This window comes from Mucilaginibacter sp. P4_G9 (genome assembly GCF_056400985.1).
On the sequence record NZ_JBFUKF010000108.1, the window covers coordinates 1 to 15,113 of the forward strand.

The window sequence follows — 15,113 nt, forward strand, 5'->3', positions numbered from 1 at the left end:
CGTAACATCCTCGGCAGTGCTGCTTTTATCAATACATTTAGTAAGCTGGAGGGCGAACAAATAAAGACCAGCCCTAAAGGTTACGATCCGACTCACGACGCCATTGATTTGCTGCGTTACAAACAATTTCTTATCGTACGGCGGTTTTCAGATCAGGAAGTTTTAAATGAAAATTTCTTCCGGGAGGTATGTCAGGCATTCAGGAACATGCGTCCGTTTTTTGATTACATGAGCGATGTACTGACAACCGATGTGAATGGGGTATATGATTAAGGAGCAGCGCTGCCTGTAAAATCAATTATAGTGAAATGCCCTTGTTGGTTTCTTTGCCAATCCTTTTGTCCCTGTGCGAGATAAGCTCACATACCCTGATCGCGGATGCTTCAAAATCATCGTCGTCTTCCCTGATCATCTGCCAGCCTGAATCATGCATTTCACCATTGTCGAGCACAAAGCCGGCAATAGCCGGAATATCAAGTTTAAGACTTTCATGGTGTTCCTTCATAGTGGCAATCCATATTCCATTAAGGTTCAGGTTTTTGCTAAGCTTGCGCAGGATAAGTACTATCTTTTTATCCAGGTAAATATAATACATGCCAAACGTTTGTTTAACAACAACATCACGCGGCAAATAATCCAGTATAAAATCGTAAGGAATAGTGCGGGCCATAAGCTGTAAAGGTATGGCTTAATAAGAGAACGAACACCATTAGCGTGAATGGATCAGTAAAATCGCGCTTCCCTGTAAAGTATTCCAACCCCTTTTTCGCTTGCCTAACTTTAAGTTATAAAGCTTAGCCTGGTCGGGTAAAAGCGATTGGGCCGATCTCTAAAATATATATAGTAAATTCGTGTAAACAATGGCGTATGAAAATAGAATCTGTAATACCTGTTCTTTATTCCGATGATGTTTCGCGCAGCCTGACTTATTACACGGAGGTGTTGGGTTTTGAAGAAAAATGGACCTGGGATGATCCACCGACATTCGGTGGGGTGCTGACCGGTGATACTACTATTTTCTTTTGTAAAGGCAACCAGGGGCACCCTGGAACCTGGCTTTGCCTCAACGTGACTAATGTTGATGGATATTACGATGCCATTAAAGCAAAGGGCGCCGTAATCCTGGCCGTTCCCGAAGACAAACCCTGGTTTATGCGGGAAATGCTGGTGAAAGATCCGGATGGACATATCCTGCGGATTGGTCACAATACCAACTGTGATTAATGAGTTGATTATGCTGCAAAATCGTGTCGACCCGCAAGGGAATATAATCAAAACGAGCGCCCGTGGCGCCTGGCTGGGTAACCGCGGGCAATTGCACGGCAGTGGTAAAACTATCCTGCGCCCCTTTAAACACCAGGCATGGATCATCTGCCTGCTGGAATTTAAGGGCAGGCACCGCGAGGTGATGTCGCCAAATCTTTGGACAGAATTATTCTTCCTGGATGAAGCTACAGCGTTTGCAGCCGGGCACCGGCCTTGTTTTGAATGTCGCCGGGATGATGCTAATCGTTTTAAAGCGGCCTGGCTCAACGGCAATCCCAAATTCGGGTTTGATAGCAAAGTACCTATCGCTAAAATAGACCAGGTTTTGCATGGGGAGAGGATAGCGAAAAAGGGCAATAAAGTAACGTTCAAAACAACTATGGAGGGCTTGCCCGACGGTACCTTTATTGAACTGGATGGCCAGCCTTATATTTTAGCTGATAACCACGTTCATCGATGGACACCTGCAGGCTATGACAAAAAGCAGCATTTGCCAAAAGCTACAGAAGTAACAGTGTTAACGCCCCAATCTACTGTTAACGCTTTCCGGGCCGGTTACAAGCCGCAAATTGCCATCAATTACTGAGTCGTTTATTAGCGTTAAAAGTCAGCATCACCGAATGCCCGTGCTATCGATTTTTAATTGTAATACGTTTTGCGTAATTTTATAATATAATTACAGAATTCTATAAATACCTTATTCTGTAAGCTGATAACTTTGTTATCCTATGAAAAAAACAGCAATTCTTAGTATGGCAGCATTTTACCTGTTACTTACAACAGGGATGTTTGTTTGTATTGTGCATTGCGCTGCCGAAATCATGACCGAAAAATCACCCATGCAAATGGGGCATGCAAAGGCTAATGAGCATCAGCATAAAAAACACTGTACAGGCGGCGGTGATTGCGGCTGCTGTAAAAAACATGGCGAATATGTGATCAAGGAAAACCTGAAACCAGGATTTGATTACCAGTTTTCGCAGATAGCTGTTTTAGTTAATTACCCAATTTTGACCGGGTGGGGAATGCATAAACTGGTGGTAAGCAATTACACCTGGACAGACAGCAAAGCACCGCCGGGGAAATCAGGAAAAGCGCTTTCCATTCAATTACGCTCTCTTCAGATCTGATCAGGCTTAACCGCACCCATTGCGGACAGGACACCTATTGTCTTTGATTTACTGTATAGCCTGAAGAAAAACATGACATTACATATTAAAAATATGGTTTGCGACCGCTGTATTATGGTTGTTCACCAACAGCTCGAAAACTTAAAACTGGAAGTTAGCAGTATCAGCCTGGGTGTGGTAACCGTAAATCCTGAGCCGGACGAAAGTAAACTCACGGAAATTGCATCGGCCCTAAAGTTGCTTGGTTTTGAATTGATTGACAGTGAAAAAGATAAGCTGATTGAACTAATAAAGAACATCATCATCCGGGAGGTGCATTATTCTAACCTCACCGAAAGTAATATTAATTTTTCAAGCTTGCTTGCCGGTAAATTAAACAGGGACTACGCTTATTTAAGCCGCCAGTTCTCGGAACATGAAGATACTACGATTGAAAAATATATTATTCAGCAAAAGGTTGAAAAGGTAAAAGAGCTGCTGCAATATGGAGAGTTAAACCTGAATGAAATTGCCTGGCAAATGGGCTATAGCAGCAGCGCACATTTATCTGCCCAGTTTAAAAGTATTACCGGCATTACACCCAGCCAATTCAAATCCACAACTATCAATAGCCGCAAACCGATCGATAAATTATAGAATTAAATTCAAAAACATTTAAAATCATACATCATGAAAACAGTAAAAACATTGCTATTGGCTTTAATTTTAATAATAGCTTCTACACAGGCAAAAGCCCAGGAGCTTACCGGGGGCAATGCCATAAATAATGTGGTAACCGCTTACCTGAGTGTTAAAAATGCACTTGTATCAGATAATAATACCGTTACCCAAAGCAAAGCAAAAGATTTACTGGCAGCCATCACCGCTGTGCCAATGGGGAAACTAACCCCCGATCAGCATAAACTCTGGATGACGTATATGGAAAAACTACAGTTCGACAGCAGGCACATCAGCGAAAGTGCGGCTTTGGATCACCAGCGCGAACATTTCAGCAACCTGTCTAAAAATCTTTATGAAGTTGTTAAGGGATTAAAACTAAACAGCACGGTAATTTATGAGCAATACTGCCCCATGAAAAAGGCTACCTGGTTAAGTGAAACCGCTGCCATCAGAAACCCCTATTACGGCAAGCAAATGCTTACCTGCGGAAAAACCACGGAAACGCTTCCTGCAGCAACCAAATAGTTAACTAAATGCTGCCGGAGACGATCCGGCAGCTTATTTTACCATGAAAATATACATTCTATTTATACTGAATCTTTTCTTATCCGGATTGGCCTATGCACAGCATGGCGGCATGAAAATGAATGAGAAAGCAATGCGCGAACCGTTTTATACTAAGATTGGAAAACGAGAGATTTATCATTTATATATAGCAGATACAACAGTTAACTATACAGGAAAATCAAGGCCGGCTATGGCTATTAACAGCAGCATACCTGCTCCTGCATTAGAATTTACGGAGGGTGATACCGCCGAGATCTATGTGCATAATGAAATGATGATGGAAACCTCTATTCACTGGCATGGGCTGATATTGCCTAACCGCTATGATGGTGTTTCTTACCTTACAACAGCGCCTGTTAAGCCTGGCGAAACCCACTTTTATAAATTTCCCCTGGTGCAGCATGGTACTTACTGGTATCACTCACATACCATGACCCAGCAGCAAAGTGGGATGTACGGCGCTTTTATAATTCGCCCCAAACAACAAGTTACGCAAAAGGAATATACTTTACTGCTTAGCGACTGGACGAACGAAAACCCCGACCAGGTAGAACGTTCATTACATAACCAAACAGATTGGTATGCCATACGTAAAGGCAGCACGCAAAATTATGCGGAAGCAATTGCCGAAGGTCACTTCAAAACAAAACTAACCAATGAGTGGAAGAGAATGGTTGCCATGGATGTAAGCGACGTTTATTATGATCGCTTTTTTAGTAATGGAAAGGCTATAAGTAAGGCTCCTCAGTTTAAAAAAGGTGACCAGGTAAAGCTGCATATTGTAAATGGCAGTTCATCCACTTATTTCTGGCTAAAATATGCGGGTGGCAAAATCACTGTTGTGGCCAATGACGGTGAAGACGTACAGCCGGTACAGGCAGACAGGCTGATTATAGCAGTTGCCGAAACTTATGATGTGGTAGTTACCATACCCAAAGATGGCAGCTACGAATTTTTAGCTACCGCCGAGGACAGGACCCGGTCTACCTCCTTATGGTTAGGCAGCGGGCCCCAGTTGAAAGCAAAACCCTTGCCCAGGCTTAAATATTTTGAAGGGATGAAGATGATGAACGATATGATGGGTATGGACGGCAACATGAAAATGATGGATGGTATGGTCATGACCAACCAGGTGATGGACATGAACACGGTTATGTACCCGGAAATAAATGGTGATAATGCCATAAAAAAAGATACCGCTGCAGGCAATAAGAAAATGGAAGATATGCCTGGCATGGACATGGGAAATAACGCCGACCTGGTAACCCTTAATTACGGGATGTTAAAAGCCGCTAAACCTACCAGTTTGCCGGCGGGGCCCGTGAAATTGCTGCGTTTTAACCTTACCGGTAATATGAACCGTTATGTTTGGACCATCAATAACAAAACAGTTTCGGAGGCGGATAAGATCCTGATTAAAAAGGGCGAAAATGTACGGATCATCATGTACAACAATACCATGATGCGCCACCCCATGCACTTACACGGCCATTATTTTAGGGTGTTGAACGGGCAGGGTGATTATGCGCCTTTAAAAAATACGCTGGATATTATGCCGATGGAAACGGACACTATTGAATTTGCTCCTACAGAAAGCGGCGATTGGTTTTTCCATTGCCATATTCTTTACCATATGATGAGTGGTATGGGCCGTATATTCAGCTATGAAAATTCGCCGCCAAACCCCGAGCTTCCCGATCCTGCCAATTCCATAAAAAAGGTTTATGCTGATGACCGGCGATTTTTCGCGATGGCCAAAGTTGGTTTGGAAAGTAATGGCAGCGATGGAAATTTAAGTTTTGCAAATACCCGCTGGAAATTATCTACCATGTGGCACCTGGGAATAAACGGCACAAAGGGCTATGAAAGTGAAACCATGGTTGGCCGCTATTTTGGGCAGATGCAATGGCTGTACGGTTATGCTGGTTTTGATTATCACTATAAAAAAACAAATGAGCAGGAAAAGAACCTGTTTGGCCAGGTGAGTAATAAAAATAACAGGAAAACTGTAGTTGCGGGTTTGGCCTATACTTTGCCAATGCTGTTTGTTGCCGATGCAAGAGTTGATGGTAATGGCAAATTCAGGTTCCAGTTAGGTCGGGAAGATATACCGGTGGCCAGCCGTTTAAGGCTTACGCTGATGGGTAATACGGATAAAGAATATACGGCAGGTTTAAGGTATATCGTTACTAAATATTTTTCAGTGTCGGGCCATTATGATAGTGATATGGGACCGGGCGGAGGTTTGACCCTGACTTACTAATTGCATTATCAGGAATATCAAAAATCGAAAAAAATGGAGCACCAAAACGAAAAACGTATGAATATGGATCAAATGGACCACAAGCATATGCGTCATGCAAGCAATCCTTCCATGAGTATGGCTGGTCATGATCATCATGCCATGATGATTGCTGATTTCAAAAAAAGATTTTATGTAGTGCTATTTCTTACTATTCCCGTCATGTTGCTTTCGGCAATGATTCAGCAATGGCTGCACCTGTACATCAGGTTTACCGGTTCTGGTTATGTGCTTTTTGCCCTGTCAACTATCGTTTTTATTTACGGAGGCTGGCCTTTTTTAACCGGATGGTTCAGCGAGCTCCGCGCAAAGAATCCCGGTATGATGACGCTGATTGGTTTTGCCATTAGTGTGGCCTATGGGTACAGCGCAGCTACAGTATTTGGTTTAAAGGGAATGGATTTTTTTTGGGAACTGACAACACTGATCCTGATTATGCTGTTAGGTCACTGGATTGAAATGCGGTCTGTGGCGGGGGCCTCCCGGGAACTGGAATTACTGGTGCAGTTAATGCCCGCAGAAGCTCACCTGTTTAAAGGAGATGTTACCGAAGACGTAAGAACGGACGGCTTAAAAGAGAATGATGTTATTTTAGTTAAACCGGGTGAAAAGATAGCCGCCGATGGCATGATTGAAGATGGCGAAAGTTATCTGAATGAATCCATGCTGACCGGAGAATCGACGCCCGTACGGAAAACTAAGGGGCAGGAAGTAATTGCAGGATCGGTAAATGGTAATGGGGCTTTAAAAATAAAGGTGACACACAGCGGCGAAGATTCCTATTTGTCAAAGGTGATCACACTGGTTAAAAATGCGCAGGACGCTAAATCCAATACACAATTACTGGCTGATAAGGCTGCCCGATGGCTAACTATTATTGCCCTGCTTGCTGGTATTGGCACTTTTGTTTTTTGGCTGGCAGACGGAAAAGAGTTGGCTTTTGCCATGGAAAGGATGGTGACCGTTATTGTTATTTGCTGCCCTCATGCTTTAGGTTTGGCTGTCCCGCTGGTAGTTGCCAAATCCACTTCGTTATCCGCACAGCATGGCCTTTTGATCAAAAATCGTACTGCTTTTGAAAATTCGCGCAAAATCACAACAATTGTATTTGATAAAACCGGTACGCTTACTTTCGGCAAATTTGAAGTATCAAAAGTAGTGTCATTAAATAAAGAGCTGAACGAAAAGGATATTATTCGGTTGGCCTCCGCATTGGAACAAAAATCAGAACATCCCATTGCCACCGGCATCCTGCAAAAAGGAAAAGATTGGTCTGTGAGTATACCGGCAGCAGAAAACTTTAACGCCATTACCGGCCAGGGTGTAGAAGCTACGGTAGAGGGCAGCAAAATAATGGTGGTTAGTCCGGGTTATTTAAAAGAAAAAAGCATTCAAATTCCCGTTGGTTTTAATTCGGATGATACAGAGACGGTAATATTTTTGATGGTTGACAGAGCATTGACCGGATATATTGCTTTGTCGGATAAAATCCGGCCCGAGTCTAAAGCGGCCATTCAAACACTAAGAGAAGAAGGTATCAAATCCATATTACTTACAGGAGATAACAGTAAAGTAGCGGGTAGTGTAAGTAATACTTTGGGTATGGATAGCTTCATTGCCGAAGTATTGCCACATCAAAAATTAGAGAAGATAAAAGAGCTTCAAAGTAAAGGTGAGTTTGTAGCCATGACTGGCGACGGTGTAAATGATGCTCCTGCACTGGCACAGGCTGATATTGGTATCGCAGTAGGTTCTGGCAGCGATATTGCCGCAGAAACCGCAGGTATTGTTTTGGTGAACAGCAATCCAAAGGATATAGTGAGTTTGATACTTTTTGGCAAAGCAACCTACCGCAAGATGATGCAAAACCTGGCATGGGCAACCGGTTATAATGTTATAGCTTTGCCGTTGGCTGCTGGTGTATTATATAACCAGGGGATTGTATTGAGCCCTGCGTTGGGCGCAGCTTTAATGACCGTAAGTACCGTAGTTGTTGCCATTAATGCAAGCTTACTAAAAGTAAAATCATCTACCCATCGTTAAACGGATTATTATAAAGATCATTCACAGCAATTAAAATTCCTTATCACCAATTTCACTGGTTGGCAGTTTTAATTTGCTGGTGAATTTGTTTAAATTAAAACTGAGATTTATCAGGAACACATCTGTTTCATAAATATAATTTGTAGATGTATAAAAGTTGGGCCCGGAGGTTGTAATACGTTGTTTACTGGCTCCCAACATCCCTAAATTCATGTTTTGCCACTGCAATGAAGCTGATAAACGACCATTAATAAAAGTCTTTTTAATTGAAGTGCCGGGTACAAAAAACTGTGAGTCTTCTCCCTGGGCAGTTGGACGCTTAGACAGGTAATTTACATTTCCCTGTAAGCTTAAGGTATGGCTTAGCTGAAAGCTGGTGTTGGCATTGATGGTGTAGGCCCAGTTCTTGTTGGCTATGGCAGTAGGTGTACCCAAAATTTGAATGTTGCCATTAACTTTATAATTATAAATATTGGCGCCAATATACAGGCTCCACCATTTAACGGGTTGTAAATTTGTACCGGCCTCCAGGCCAAATAAACGGGCATTGCCTGCATTGGTATATACCCGGTTAAGTATAGTATCGGCATAAACACTGTTTAACCGCTGGATAGGATTTTTAATATGCTGATAGTATAGCGTGGTAAAAAAGGAACCTTTGGTAAAATTTCTGATCAATCCAAGCTCGGCCAGGTCAATAAATTCAGGTAGCAGGTCGGGATCGCCCTCTTCCAATGTTTCTGAATGTTCGCGTTCGGGAATGGGGTTTAGTTCTGAGTTTGTTGTCCGGTTAATACGTTTACTATAGCCCGCCTTTATTTTCCAGCTATCGGTAAGGCTGTATAACAAACTGGCCGATGGGAAAAAATTTGACAGGTTAAGCCGGTGAACATTAGCATCATAGGAAAGCGCGACCGAGCGTGTAGCGTATTCATAACGTAAGCCACCGTTGTATTCAAGTTTTTGTATTTTCCCCGAATATTGCGTGTAAAAAGCATTAATTTCATTCTCCGCATGAAGGCTTCCCTGGAAACGTGCTGCATCCGGCTGCGAGGTAGCAGGTGTAACCAGGTAATCAAACTGGCCGTCCTGTGTGTCATATCTTAACTGGTACCCGCTTTCCAATTTCCCTTTACCAATATTAACCCCATAATTAAGCTTAAAACGATAACCACTGATTGGCCTTTTGTAGGGGTTGTATACATATTGTATAGTATCGGTTGTATTGGGATACTTTAAATTCCTGTTTTTGGTATTGCCAAACAAATTTGCCTGCTCATAAATAATGCCGGCCGTAAGGGTTGATTTATTGTTGAAGTTATGGGTATAATCAAAATTTGCCAAAGCAAAATCACCTTCCTTTGTCTGCAGGTTTGAATTATAATAGGTGGTGCTTTTTATTAGTGCATTGTTATTGAGGTTTGATGTGGTATTGTTGTATAAAAGGTCGGCCCGGCGGGCCTGGTATCGTTTGCCTATCAGCAATCCGCCAGAAAGTACATTGTTTTCATCAGCAGTGTAACTTATGGTAGCACGGCCTGCATAATTATACTTTATAAAACTTCGTTCTCCGTTTGATGGAAACCTGGTAATGGTATTGTTAACAAAGTTTTTTGTATATGCATCACCTTCGCGATAACCTGCATTGTCGTTCCGGTTATAATTCCCGCCAACAGAAATAGCCCATTTATCCCTTTTGTAATTAAAGGTAAGGTCGCCTCCAAACCTCAGCGGCTTTTCTTTGTTGCCGTAATCGGTTGTGCTGGGTAAGCCGCCCTGAACATTAGCTGCAATGGTTATGCCATCGTTTGCACCTTTCTTAGTAATGATATTGACTATACCACCCCTGCCGTCCGGATCATATTTAGCAGACGGGGCGGTAATTAGTTCGATGTTGGCTATAACATTGGCCGGCAATTGCGATAAAACGGTTTGGGCATCGGTTAGCACAGGCTTGCCATTTACCAATACCATAAATGCCGTTGAGCCACGAACGCTGATTTCTCCCTCGCCGTTTACCGCAACAGAGGGTAGATTTTTCAGCACATCAATAGCTGAGCCGCCCCTGGCCGATTCAAATTGTCCCGCATTGTAACTTTGTTTGTCAATTTTGTTTGCGGCATTGGCAGCCTGCCCCGAAACCTTTACTTCGCTCAGCATTTTATTGCCCGGGCTCAATAGCACAGGGCCTAAATCCAATTGCTGCCCATTTACAACAGAAACAGGCTTGATGTATTTAGTTGTGTAGCCAATGAAAACAACTTTAAGCCGATAAGTGCCCGCAGGAATATTAACCAGTTGAAATTCGCCATTGCCTTTGGTAACCGTTCCGGCCACGAGGGATGAATCTGAGAGTTTAAATAAGGCTGCACTTGCATATTCTACCGGCAATTTACTTTGACCATCGGTTACATGACCTTTGATAGAGGCGACCTGGGCAAGCAGGTTAAGTTTTAGAAAAAGAAGCGTAAGAAAAATAAATGCAGATCTATCCATAACAGCCCAAAGGTAAACTGCAATAATAAAAATATTTACTCCTGTGCTACGGTAGTTTGCTCATCATTCAAGGTATAATTAGTGTTTTTATTAGCGCTGATTAGTGCAAGTTCCCGGTATTGGCCAGGGGTTAGGTTAGTGTTTGCTTTAAAAAATTTAACAAAGTGAGATGTATCGGCAAACTGCAGATAAAGAGCAATTTCTTTGATTGACTGGCCTGTAACTGCCAGCAAGGTTTTTGACTCCAACAGGATGCGTTCGTTAATGATCGCAGATGGAGTTTTACCACTGATTTGTTTGCAGATTAAATTCAGTTGCGCAGTTGAGATATTTAAAAGGCCGGCATAATCCTGTACCTTATTTACCCTTTCGTAATTTTCATTGATCAGGTTTTTAAACTGGTAATAAACTGCCTGGAAAGGTTTTTCACTTACCGGAGATGAGTAAGAGGAGATCTTAAGCAGAACGAGATGCAAATAGGCTTTCAACAGTTTTAAGTTTGTTGTATCATGATTGTAATCGCCGCAAAAGGTATCTGTTAATTGAAAAAAACCAACGGGATCTGATACGGTGATGCAGGTATTAAGCTGGTAGATAATGGCCAGATCCTCTTTGCTTAATAGTTCCTCCCTGAAAAGTATCACATATCCTTTAGGTATTTGCGAAAAATTCCAGCAATGCGTTTGGCCTGGCTTTAAGAAATAAACAGTTGGCGGTAAAACATCAAAAGTCTGATCGTCAATCACGTGATAACCGGCCCCCCGGCTCAATATAATTAATTCAAAATAACTGGCATGCTTATGCGGAACAGTCGGCTTGATCACTTCCTTAAACACACTGATCTTTAAAACCTGGTCGGCTTTTATTTTGGATTTAACTGGGATGCCGTTCATAATTGTAACGAAGGTAGCAATTGTGTTTTTTAATCATCTGATTTCAAAAAATCATCATCAATAATCAACAGCTTTATCGCTTTATTGGATAAAGAGTTATTCGACAGCCTCTTCGCCGTGTATAGATCCTCACTGCGTTCCAGGATGACAACAGGCTTTGAGCCTTAAGCTTTAAGCTTTTTTCCCCTTGCTCTTTTTTGCTATTTTATTAAATTGTAAAGCCAATGCTATCCAATGATCAAACTTTTTGCCGGCATGCAGATCATCCCCGTCTACCCAAACAAAATCCTTCATTACGCGGCTGCCGTGAATCATCTGGCGGCAATCTCCTGTTTCTAATTCAATTGCAGCCTGGTCCTGGCCGATACGGTAAAGCAGGCCATTATCGCGGATGCAAATACACATTTTATCATCAACCATAAAGCATAAACCCTGGAACATTTTTACCTCCTCAACCACCGGTTGATGGCTCAGGGCTTCGCGTACCCGGTTAACCAATTGTTCGTTATAAGCCATATTGATATAATTGAATATATAAAAATAGGAAAACCGAATTTCAAACCAATTGTTCAATGTCTTTATTGATCCTGCTTTTTTCGCTGCCTGTTTTGGCAAGTTTCAGTGCAGTTTGCAAATGGCTTATGGCTATTTGTTTGTTCACATCTTTATAAAGGTGCCCCAATAAAACATGATATAGATGGTTATCGGTAAGCTTTAGCTTTTCGGCTTCAATTATTGCTCCCTGCCTGCCACGGGATTTATATAAGGCATAGGTGCGGTTCAGCGCAGCGGCAGGTGAGTAGGCAATTTGCAGCAGGCGGTTGTACAGCTGTAAAATGCTTTCCCATTTTACGGTAGTATCATCTTTAATGGTGTGCCAGTAAGCTATCGCGGCTTCAAGGTGGTATTTTTTTATCTGATTACCCCTGGATGCGAGGTTGAGATAGTGTTTCCCTTTTTCAATCAGTTCTTCATTCCAAAGATTGGTATCCTGGTCATCATAGCGGATCATTTCGCCATGCTCATCTGTACGGGCATCAAAGCGCGAGGAGTGGAAACACATCAACGCCATCAGGGCATTTGTTTCGGGCAGGTTGGTAGTCTCGTTTTCTATGAGCAGGTAGTTAAGGCGCATGGCCTCTAAACAAAGATCCTTGCGCAGTGTTGTATCCTGGCTGGTAGAATAGTAGCCTTCGTTAAACAACAAATACAAAGTAGTTAAAACAGTTTGCAGCCTTGAATTGATCTCGGTTGTTGCCGGAAACTCAATTTTAACCTTTTGCTCCCTCAGTTTTTCCTTCGCCCTGAATAAGCGCTTGTTGATAGTTGTTTTGTTTGATAAAAAGGCATCGGCTATTTCATCAATCCCAAACCCGCAAAGAATGCGCAACGCCAGGCTGATTTGTGCTTCGGCAGGCAAAACAGGCTGGCAAATGGCAAACATCAACTGCAACTGGCTGTCCCTGATATGCTCTTCAGACAAATCAATTTCAAATTCCGTATAATCCTGGTGTGCAAATTGAAGTATAGGTACAACCTTTTGGTCAAAGATCCTGTTTCGCTTTAAGTGGTCCTTTGCCCTGTTGCGGGCTACCGCGTAAAGCCAGCCTACCGGGTTATCTGGCAAGCCTTTAAGCCCCCAGGTTTCGGCGGCGCTCAAAAAAGTTTCACTGGCTATATCCTCGGCAATTTCGGGGTATTCGAAACCAAAATGCTTATACAGTACCGATACTATTTTGCGGTATTCGGTACGGAATAGATGAGGTAATAGTTCAGTTTTGTTCATTACAGGTAAAATGCCACCTCCGGCAGCCGGAGGTGGCCAAAATTATTTACATTTCCATCGGTACAATCTGGCGTACTTCTACATTGCCGCCAACACGCAGGATTGGGCAGCCTTTAGATATCTCTGTAGCTTCCTCCAATGAATCGGCTTTGATGATAGAATAGCCACCTATCAATTCCTTAATTTCAACATAAGGGCCATTGGTAACCACCTCGCCAGGCCTAATAACAGAGCCGGTATCACCATACAGGCGGTTTCCATTGGTAACCAGTTTGTTTTGCGCGGCAATGCTGCCCAACCAGTCCATCCATAATTTCATGGTGCTTTGCATTTGCTCTGGCGATGGTTTTTCTGCACCAGGTGCTTCAACTTGTCTGAAGATCAATAAGAATTCGTTCATGATGTTTTAAATTTAATGATTAAAGCCATAAGACGATTGGTTTTTAGGAAATAGGACAATGCAGGTAAAAAATATTAAACAGGGTAATTGGCGGTTCAAGATACATCAAATTTGCAATTGATAAATCTTTTGATTTAAATGTAGCATTTTACAATAGCCTGTATCTAAACAGGCGTAAAGCAACAAAGAATGTCGTTCGAGGAGATCTATCATACTTACTATAACAAGATATTCCGCGTATGCATGGGGTACATGAATGATCATGACCGGGCCCGGGATGTTACACAGGAAACTTTTATTACAGTGTGGCAAAAGCTGGGGCAGTTTCGTAACCAATCGGCCATCGGCACCTGGATCTTCCGGATCGCATCAAATCATTGCCTGCGTCAGCTGGAAAAACAAAATCGCATGCCTCCGGGCGAAATGCCTTTTGAGCTGGAAGATAAACCACCGCCCGATACCGAAAGCCAGGTGAAGCTGCTGTACAAATACATAGCCGAACTGCCCGAGATCGACCGCATCATTATCTCGCTTGATCTTGAAGATATCAAACAAACCGAGATAGCCAGTATTACAGGTCTTTCCGAAACCAATATCAGGGTAAAAGTTTACCGGATTAAAGAAAAACTCGCACAAAAATTCAAAAAGTATGAGCAGCAATATTGATTTTAAAGTGCTTTGGCATCAACAGCCTGACGCCGGAAAGCCCGATATAAACACGGTGATTAATAAAGCAATGGATTTGAAGCGTAAAACCAGGAATAAATTAATATGGGCTAACCTTACGTTAACCATAATTGGTATTATCGTAATTATAATTGGTGTTAAGTTAGATACCCTTGTACTTACCACCACAGCAGGAATTATCCTGATCATTTTTTCTATAGCTTCTTTTATTTTAGTAAGTAGCGGTTTGTACCTCAATCTGTTTAAAAGTCACCCGGAGGCTGATACATTTACTTACCTGGCCGAATTGGTTGCTATACAAAAGAGACAGTATTTCATCCAAACCAGGGTGTTAAACCTGTACTTTTTGTTTTTGGGCCTGGGGCTGTCATTGTATATGATCGAATCTGCCACAAAACTGAGTGCTTTATGGAGCAGTGTGGCCTACATATGCCCGTTTGTGTGCTTAGCATTAGTTTATTTTTATATAACCCCCAGGGAGTTTAAAACGCAACAAGCCGAAATGAACGCTACCATTCAGAAGCTGCAGGCTATAAATGACCAATTGGCATTATTAAAAGAAGGAGAGTAAGCCCTTAATTATTAAAGCTGGTGTTGAATTAAGCTTTGGTTTGAAACAAATTCAATAGCTTTACATCTAAATACCATGGAAGGTCAAAAAATAACTCAGGCAATAGCAACTTTATTTAAAGCAATAGATGATCGTGACTGGCTATTGGGGCTAAGTGTATTGGCAAAAGAAACTTTTCTGGATTATTCGTCAATGAACAATACAGAACCATCTGTGCATAACCATGAACAGGTAATTGATGCATGGGAATCTTTTTTACCCGGATTTGATAAAACCCAACACCAGCTTTCGGAATTTAAGGTACAGCTGCAC

The 15,113-nt window shown here is 42.2% G+C and carries 17 protein-coding genes; 11 read left to right on the forward strand and 6 right to left on the reverse strand.

Features of this window, described 5'->3' with window-relative positions:
- Window positions 1–273: DUF2461 family protein (locus AC1DPZ_RS11620; RefSeq protein WP_477403405.1), on the forward strand; the 273-nt coding region annotated here is incomplete at its 5' end.
- A gap of 25 nt (window positions 274–298) precedes the next feature.
- Here AC1DPZ_RS11620 and AC1DPZ_RS11625 read toward each other — a convergent pair.
- The gene (locus AC1DPZ_RS11625) at window positions 299–670 is read right to left on the reverse strand and encodes a hypothetical protein (RefSeq protein ID WP_477403407.1); all 372 of its coding nucleotides are present in this window, start codon (window positions 668–670) and stop codon (window positions 299–301) included.
- A 197-nt stretch (window positions 671–867) separates the two neighbouring features.
- On the opposite strand from AC1DPZ_RS11625, the gene AC1DPZ_RS11630 reads away from it, so the two are divergent.
- The 7 genes from AC1DPZ_RS11630 to AC1DPZ_RS11660 all read left to right on the forward strand — a co-directional run bounded on the left by AC1DPZ_RS11630 (window position 868) and on the right by AC1DPZ_RS11660 (window position 7,968).
- Window positions 868–1,224: a VOC family protein gene (locus AC1DPZ_RS11630; RefSeq protein WP_477403409.1), complete on the forward strand. Its 357-nt coding sequence runs from the start codon at window positions 868–870 to the stop codon at window positions 1,222–1,224.
- Between the two features lie 10 nt (window positions 1,225–1,234).
- Window positions 1,235–1,852, forward strand: coding sequence for a hypothetical protein (locus AC1DPZ_RS11635; RefSeq protein ID WP_477403411.1), 618 nt, complete (start codon window positions 1,235–1,237; stop codon window positions 1,850–1,852).
- A 142-nt stretch (window positions 1,853–1,994) separates the two neighbouring features.
- The gene (locus AC1DPZ_RS11640; RefSeq protein WP_477403413.1) at window positions 1,995–2,396 is read left to right on the forward strand and encodes an HYC_CC_PP family protein; all 402 of its coding nucleotides are present in this window, start codon (window positions 1,995–1,997) and stop codon (window positions 2,394–2,396) included.
- Window positions 2,397–2,468: 72 nt separating this feature from the next.
- Complete coding sequence (locus AC1DPZ_RS11645) at window positions 2,469–3,032, forward strand: AraC family transcriptional regulator (RefSeq protein WP_477403415.1); 564 nt, start codon at window positions 2,469–2,471, stop codon at window positions 3,030–3,032.
- Between the two features lie 33 nt (window positions 3,033–3,065).
- Window positions 3,066–3,581 (forward strand): DUF3347 domain-containing protein, encoded by a 516-nt coding sequence (locus AC1DPZ_RS11650; RefSeq protein ID WP_477403417.1) that lies wholly within the window; start codon window positions 3,066–3,068, stop codon window positions 3,579–3,581.
- A 43-nt stretch (window positions 3,582–3,624) separates the two neighbouring features.
- On the forward strand, window positions 3,625–5,886 hold the full coding sequence (locus AC1DPZ_RS11655; RefSeq protein WP_477403419.1) for a multicopper oxidase domain-containing protein: 2,262 nt from the start codon (window positions 3,625–3,627) through the stop codon (window positions 5,884–5,886).
- Between the two features lie 33 nt (window positions 5,887–5,919).
- A complete protein-coding gene (locus AC1DPZ_RS11660; protein WP_477403421.1) occupies window positions 5,920–7,968 on the forward strand; it encodes a copper-translocating P-type ATPase in 2,049 nt (682 codons plus the stop codon).
- 30 nt (window positions 7,969–7,998) lie between these two features.
- Here the strand turns inward: AC1DPZ_RS11660 and AC1DPZ_RS11665 are convergent, their stop codons facing one another.
- From AC1DPZ_RS11665 to AC1DPZ_RS11685, 5 genes are all read right to left on the reverse strand, one after another.
- Window positions 7,999–10,464, reverse strand: a complete 2,466-nt coding sequence (locus tag AC1DPZ_RS11665; RefSeq protein ID WP_477403423.1) for a TonB-dependent receptor — start codon at window positions 10,462–10,464, stop codon at window positions 7,999–8,001.
- A gap of 35 nt (window positions 10,465–10,499) precedes the next feature.
- A complete protein-coding gene (locus tag AC1DPZ_RS11670; RefSeq protein ID WP_477403425.1) occupies window positions 10,500–11,357 on the reverse strand; it encodes a helix-turn-helix domain-containing protein in 858 nt (285 codons plus the stop codon).
- Window positions 11,358–11,528: 171 nt separating this feature from the next.
- Window positions 11,529–11,873: a TfoX/Sxy family protein gene (locus tag AC1DPZ_RS11675; protein WP_477403427.1), complete on the reverse strand. Its 345-nt coding sequence runs from the start codon at window positions 11,871–11,873 to the stop codon at window positions 11,529–11,531.
- Between the two features lie 40 nt (window positions 11,874–11,913).
- Window positions 11,914–13,143 carry an RNA polymerase sigma factor gene (locus tag AC1DPZ_RS11680; protein WP_477403429.1) on the reverse strand — a complete coding sequence of 410 codons (1,230 nt, stop codon included), beginning with the start codon at window positions 13,141–13,143 and terminating at the stop codon, window positions 11,914–11,916.
- A 46-nt stretch (window positions 13,144–13,189) separates the two neighbouring features.
- Window positions 13,190–13,543, reverse strand: a complete 354-nt coding sequence (locus tag AC1DPZ_RS11685) for a YciI family protein (RefSeq protein WP_477403431.1) — start codon at window positions 13,541–13,543, stop codon at window positions 13,190–13,192.
- A gap of 189 nt (window positions 13,544–13,732) precedes the next feature.
- Between AC1DPZ_RS11685 and AC1DPZ_RS11690 the strand changes: the two genes are divergently transcribed.
- From AC1DPZ_RS11690 to AC1DPZ_RS11700, 3 genes are all read left to right on the forward strand, one after another.
- On the forward strand, window positions 13,733–14,209 hold the full coding sequence (locus tag AC1DPZ_RS11690) for an RNA polymerase sigma factor (protein WP_477403433.1): 477 nt from the start codon (window positions 13,733–13,735) through the stop codon (window positions 14,207–14,209).
- Window positions 14,193–14,801, forward strand: a complete 609-nt coding sequence (locus AC1DPZ_RS11695) for a hypothetical protein (RefSeq protein ID WP_477403435.1) — start codon at window positions 14,193–14,195, stop codon at window positions 14,799–14,801. The genes AC1DPZ_RS11690 and AC1DPZ_RS11695 overlap by 17 nt, the downstream gene beginning before the upstream one ends.
- A gap of 75 nt (window positions 14,802–14,876) precedes the next feature.
- On the forward strand, window positions 14,877–15,113 hold a 237-nt coding region (locus AC1DPZ_RS11700; protein WP_477403437.1), incomplete at its 3' end, for a nuclear transport factor 2 family protein.

Coding starts and splice junctions, on each gene's coding strand:
- AC1DPZ_RS11645 (WP_477403415.1), top strand. CDS start 2,469: ATGACATTACATATTAAAAATATGGTTTGCGACCGCTGTATTATGGTT.
- AC1DPZ_RS11630 (WP_477403409.1), top strand. CDS start 868: ATGAAAATAGAATCTGTAATACCTGTTCTTTATTCCGATGATGTTTCG.
- AC1DPZ_RS11665 (WP_477403423.1), bottom strand. CDS start 10,464: ATGGATAGATCTGCATTTATTTTTCTTACGCTTCTTTTTCTAAAACTT.
- AC1DPZ_RS11690 (WP_477403433.1), top strand. CDS start 13,733: ATGTCGTTCGAGGAGATCTATCATACTTACTATAACAAGATATTCCGC.
- AC1DPZ_RS11660 (WP_477403421.1), top strand. CDS start 5,920: ATGGAGCACCAAAACGAAAAACGTATGAATATGGATCAAATGGACCAC.
- AC1DPZ_RS11680 (WP_477403429.1), bottom strand. CDS start 13,143: ATGAACAAAACTGAACTATTACCTCATCTATTCCGTACCGAATACCGC.
- AC1DPZ_RS11670 (WP_477403425.1), bottom strand. CDS start 11,357: ATGAACGGCATCCCAGTTAAATCCAAAATAAAAGCCGACCAGGTTTTA.
- AC1DPZ_RS11635 (WP_477403411.1), top strand. CDS start 1,235: ATGCTGCAAAATCGTGTCGACCCGCAAGGGAATATAATCAAAACGAGC.
- AC1DPZ_RS11650 (WP_477403417.1), top strand. CDS start 3,066: ATGAAAACAGTAAAAACATTGCTATTGGCTTTAATTTTAATAATAGCT.
- AC1DPZ_RS11695 (WP_477403435.1), top strand. CDS start 14,193: ATGAGCAGCAATATTGATTTTAAAGTGCTTTGGCATCAACAGCCTGAC.
- AC1DPZ_RS11625 (WP_477403407.1), bottom strand. CDS start 670: ATGGCCCGCACTATTCCTTACGATTTTATACTGGATTATTTGCCGCGT.
- AC1DPZ_RS11685 (WP_477403431.1), bottom strand. CDS start 13,543: ATGAACGAATTCTTATTGATCTTCAGACAAGTTGAAGCACCTGGTGCA.
- AC1DPZ_RS11655 (WP_477403419.1), top strand. CDS start 3,625: ATGAAAATATACATTCTATTTATACTGAATCTTTTCTTATCCGGATTG.
- AC1DPZ_RS11675 (WP_477403427.1), bottom strand. CDS start 11,873: ATGGCTTATAACGAACAATTGGTTAACCGGGTACGCGAAGCCCTGAGC.
- AC1DPZ_RS11640 (WP_477403413.1), top strand. CDS start 1,995: ATGAAAAAAACAGCAATTCTTAGTATGGCAGCATTTTACCTGTTACTT.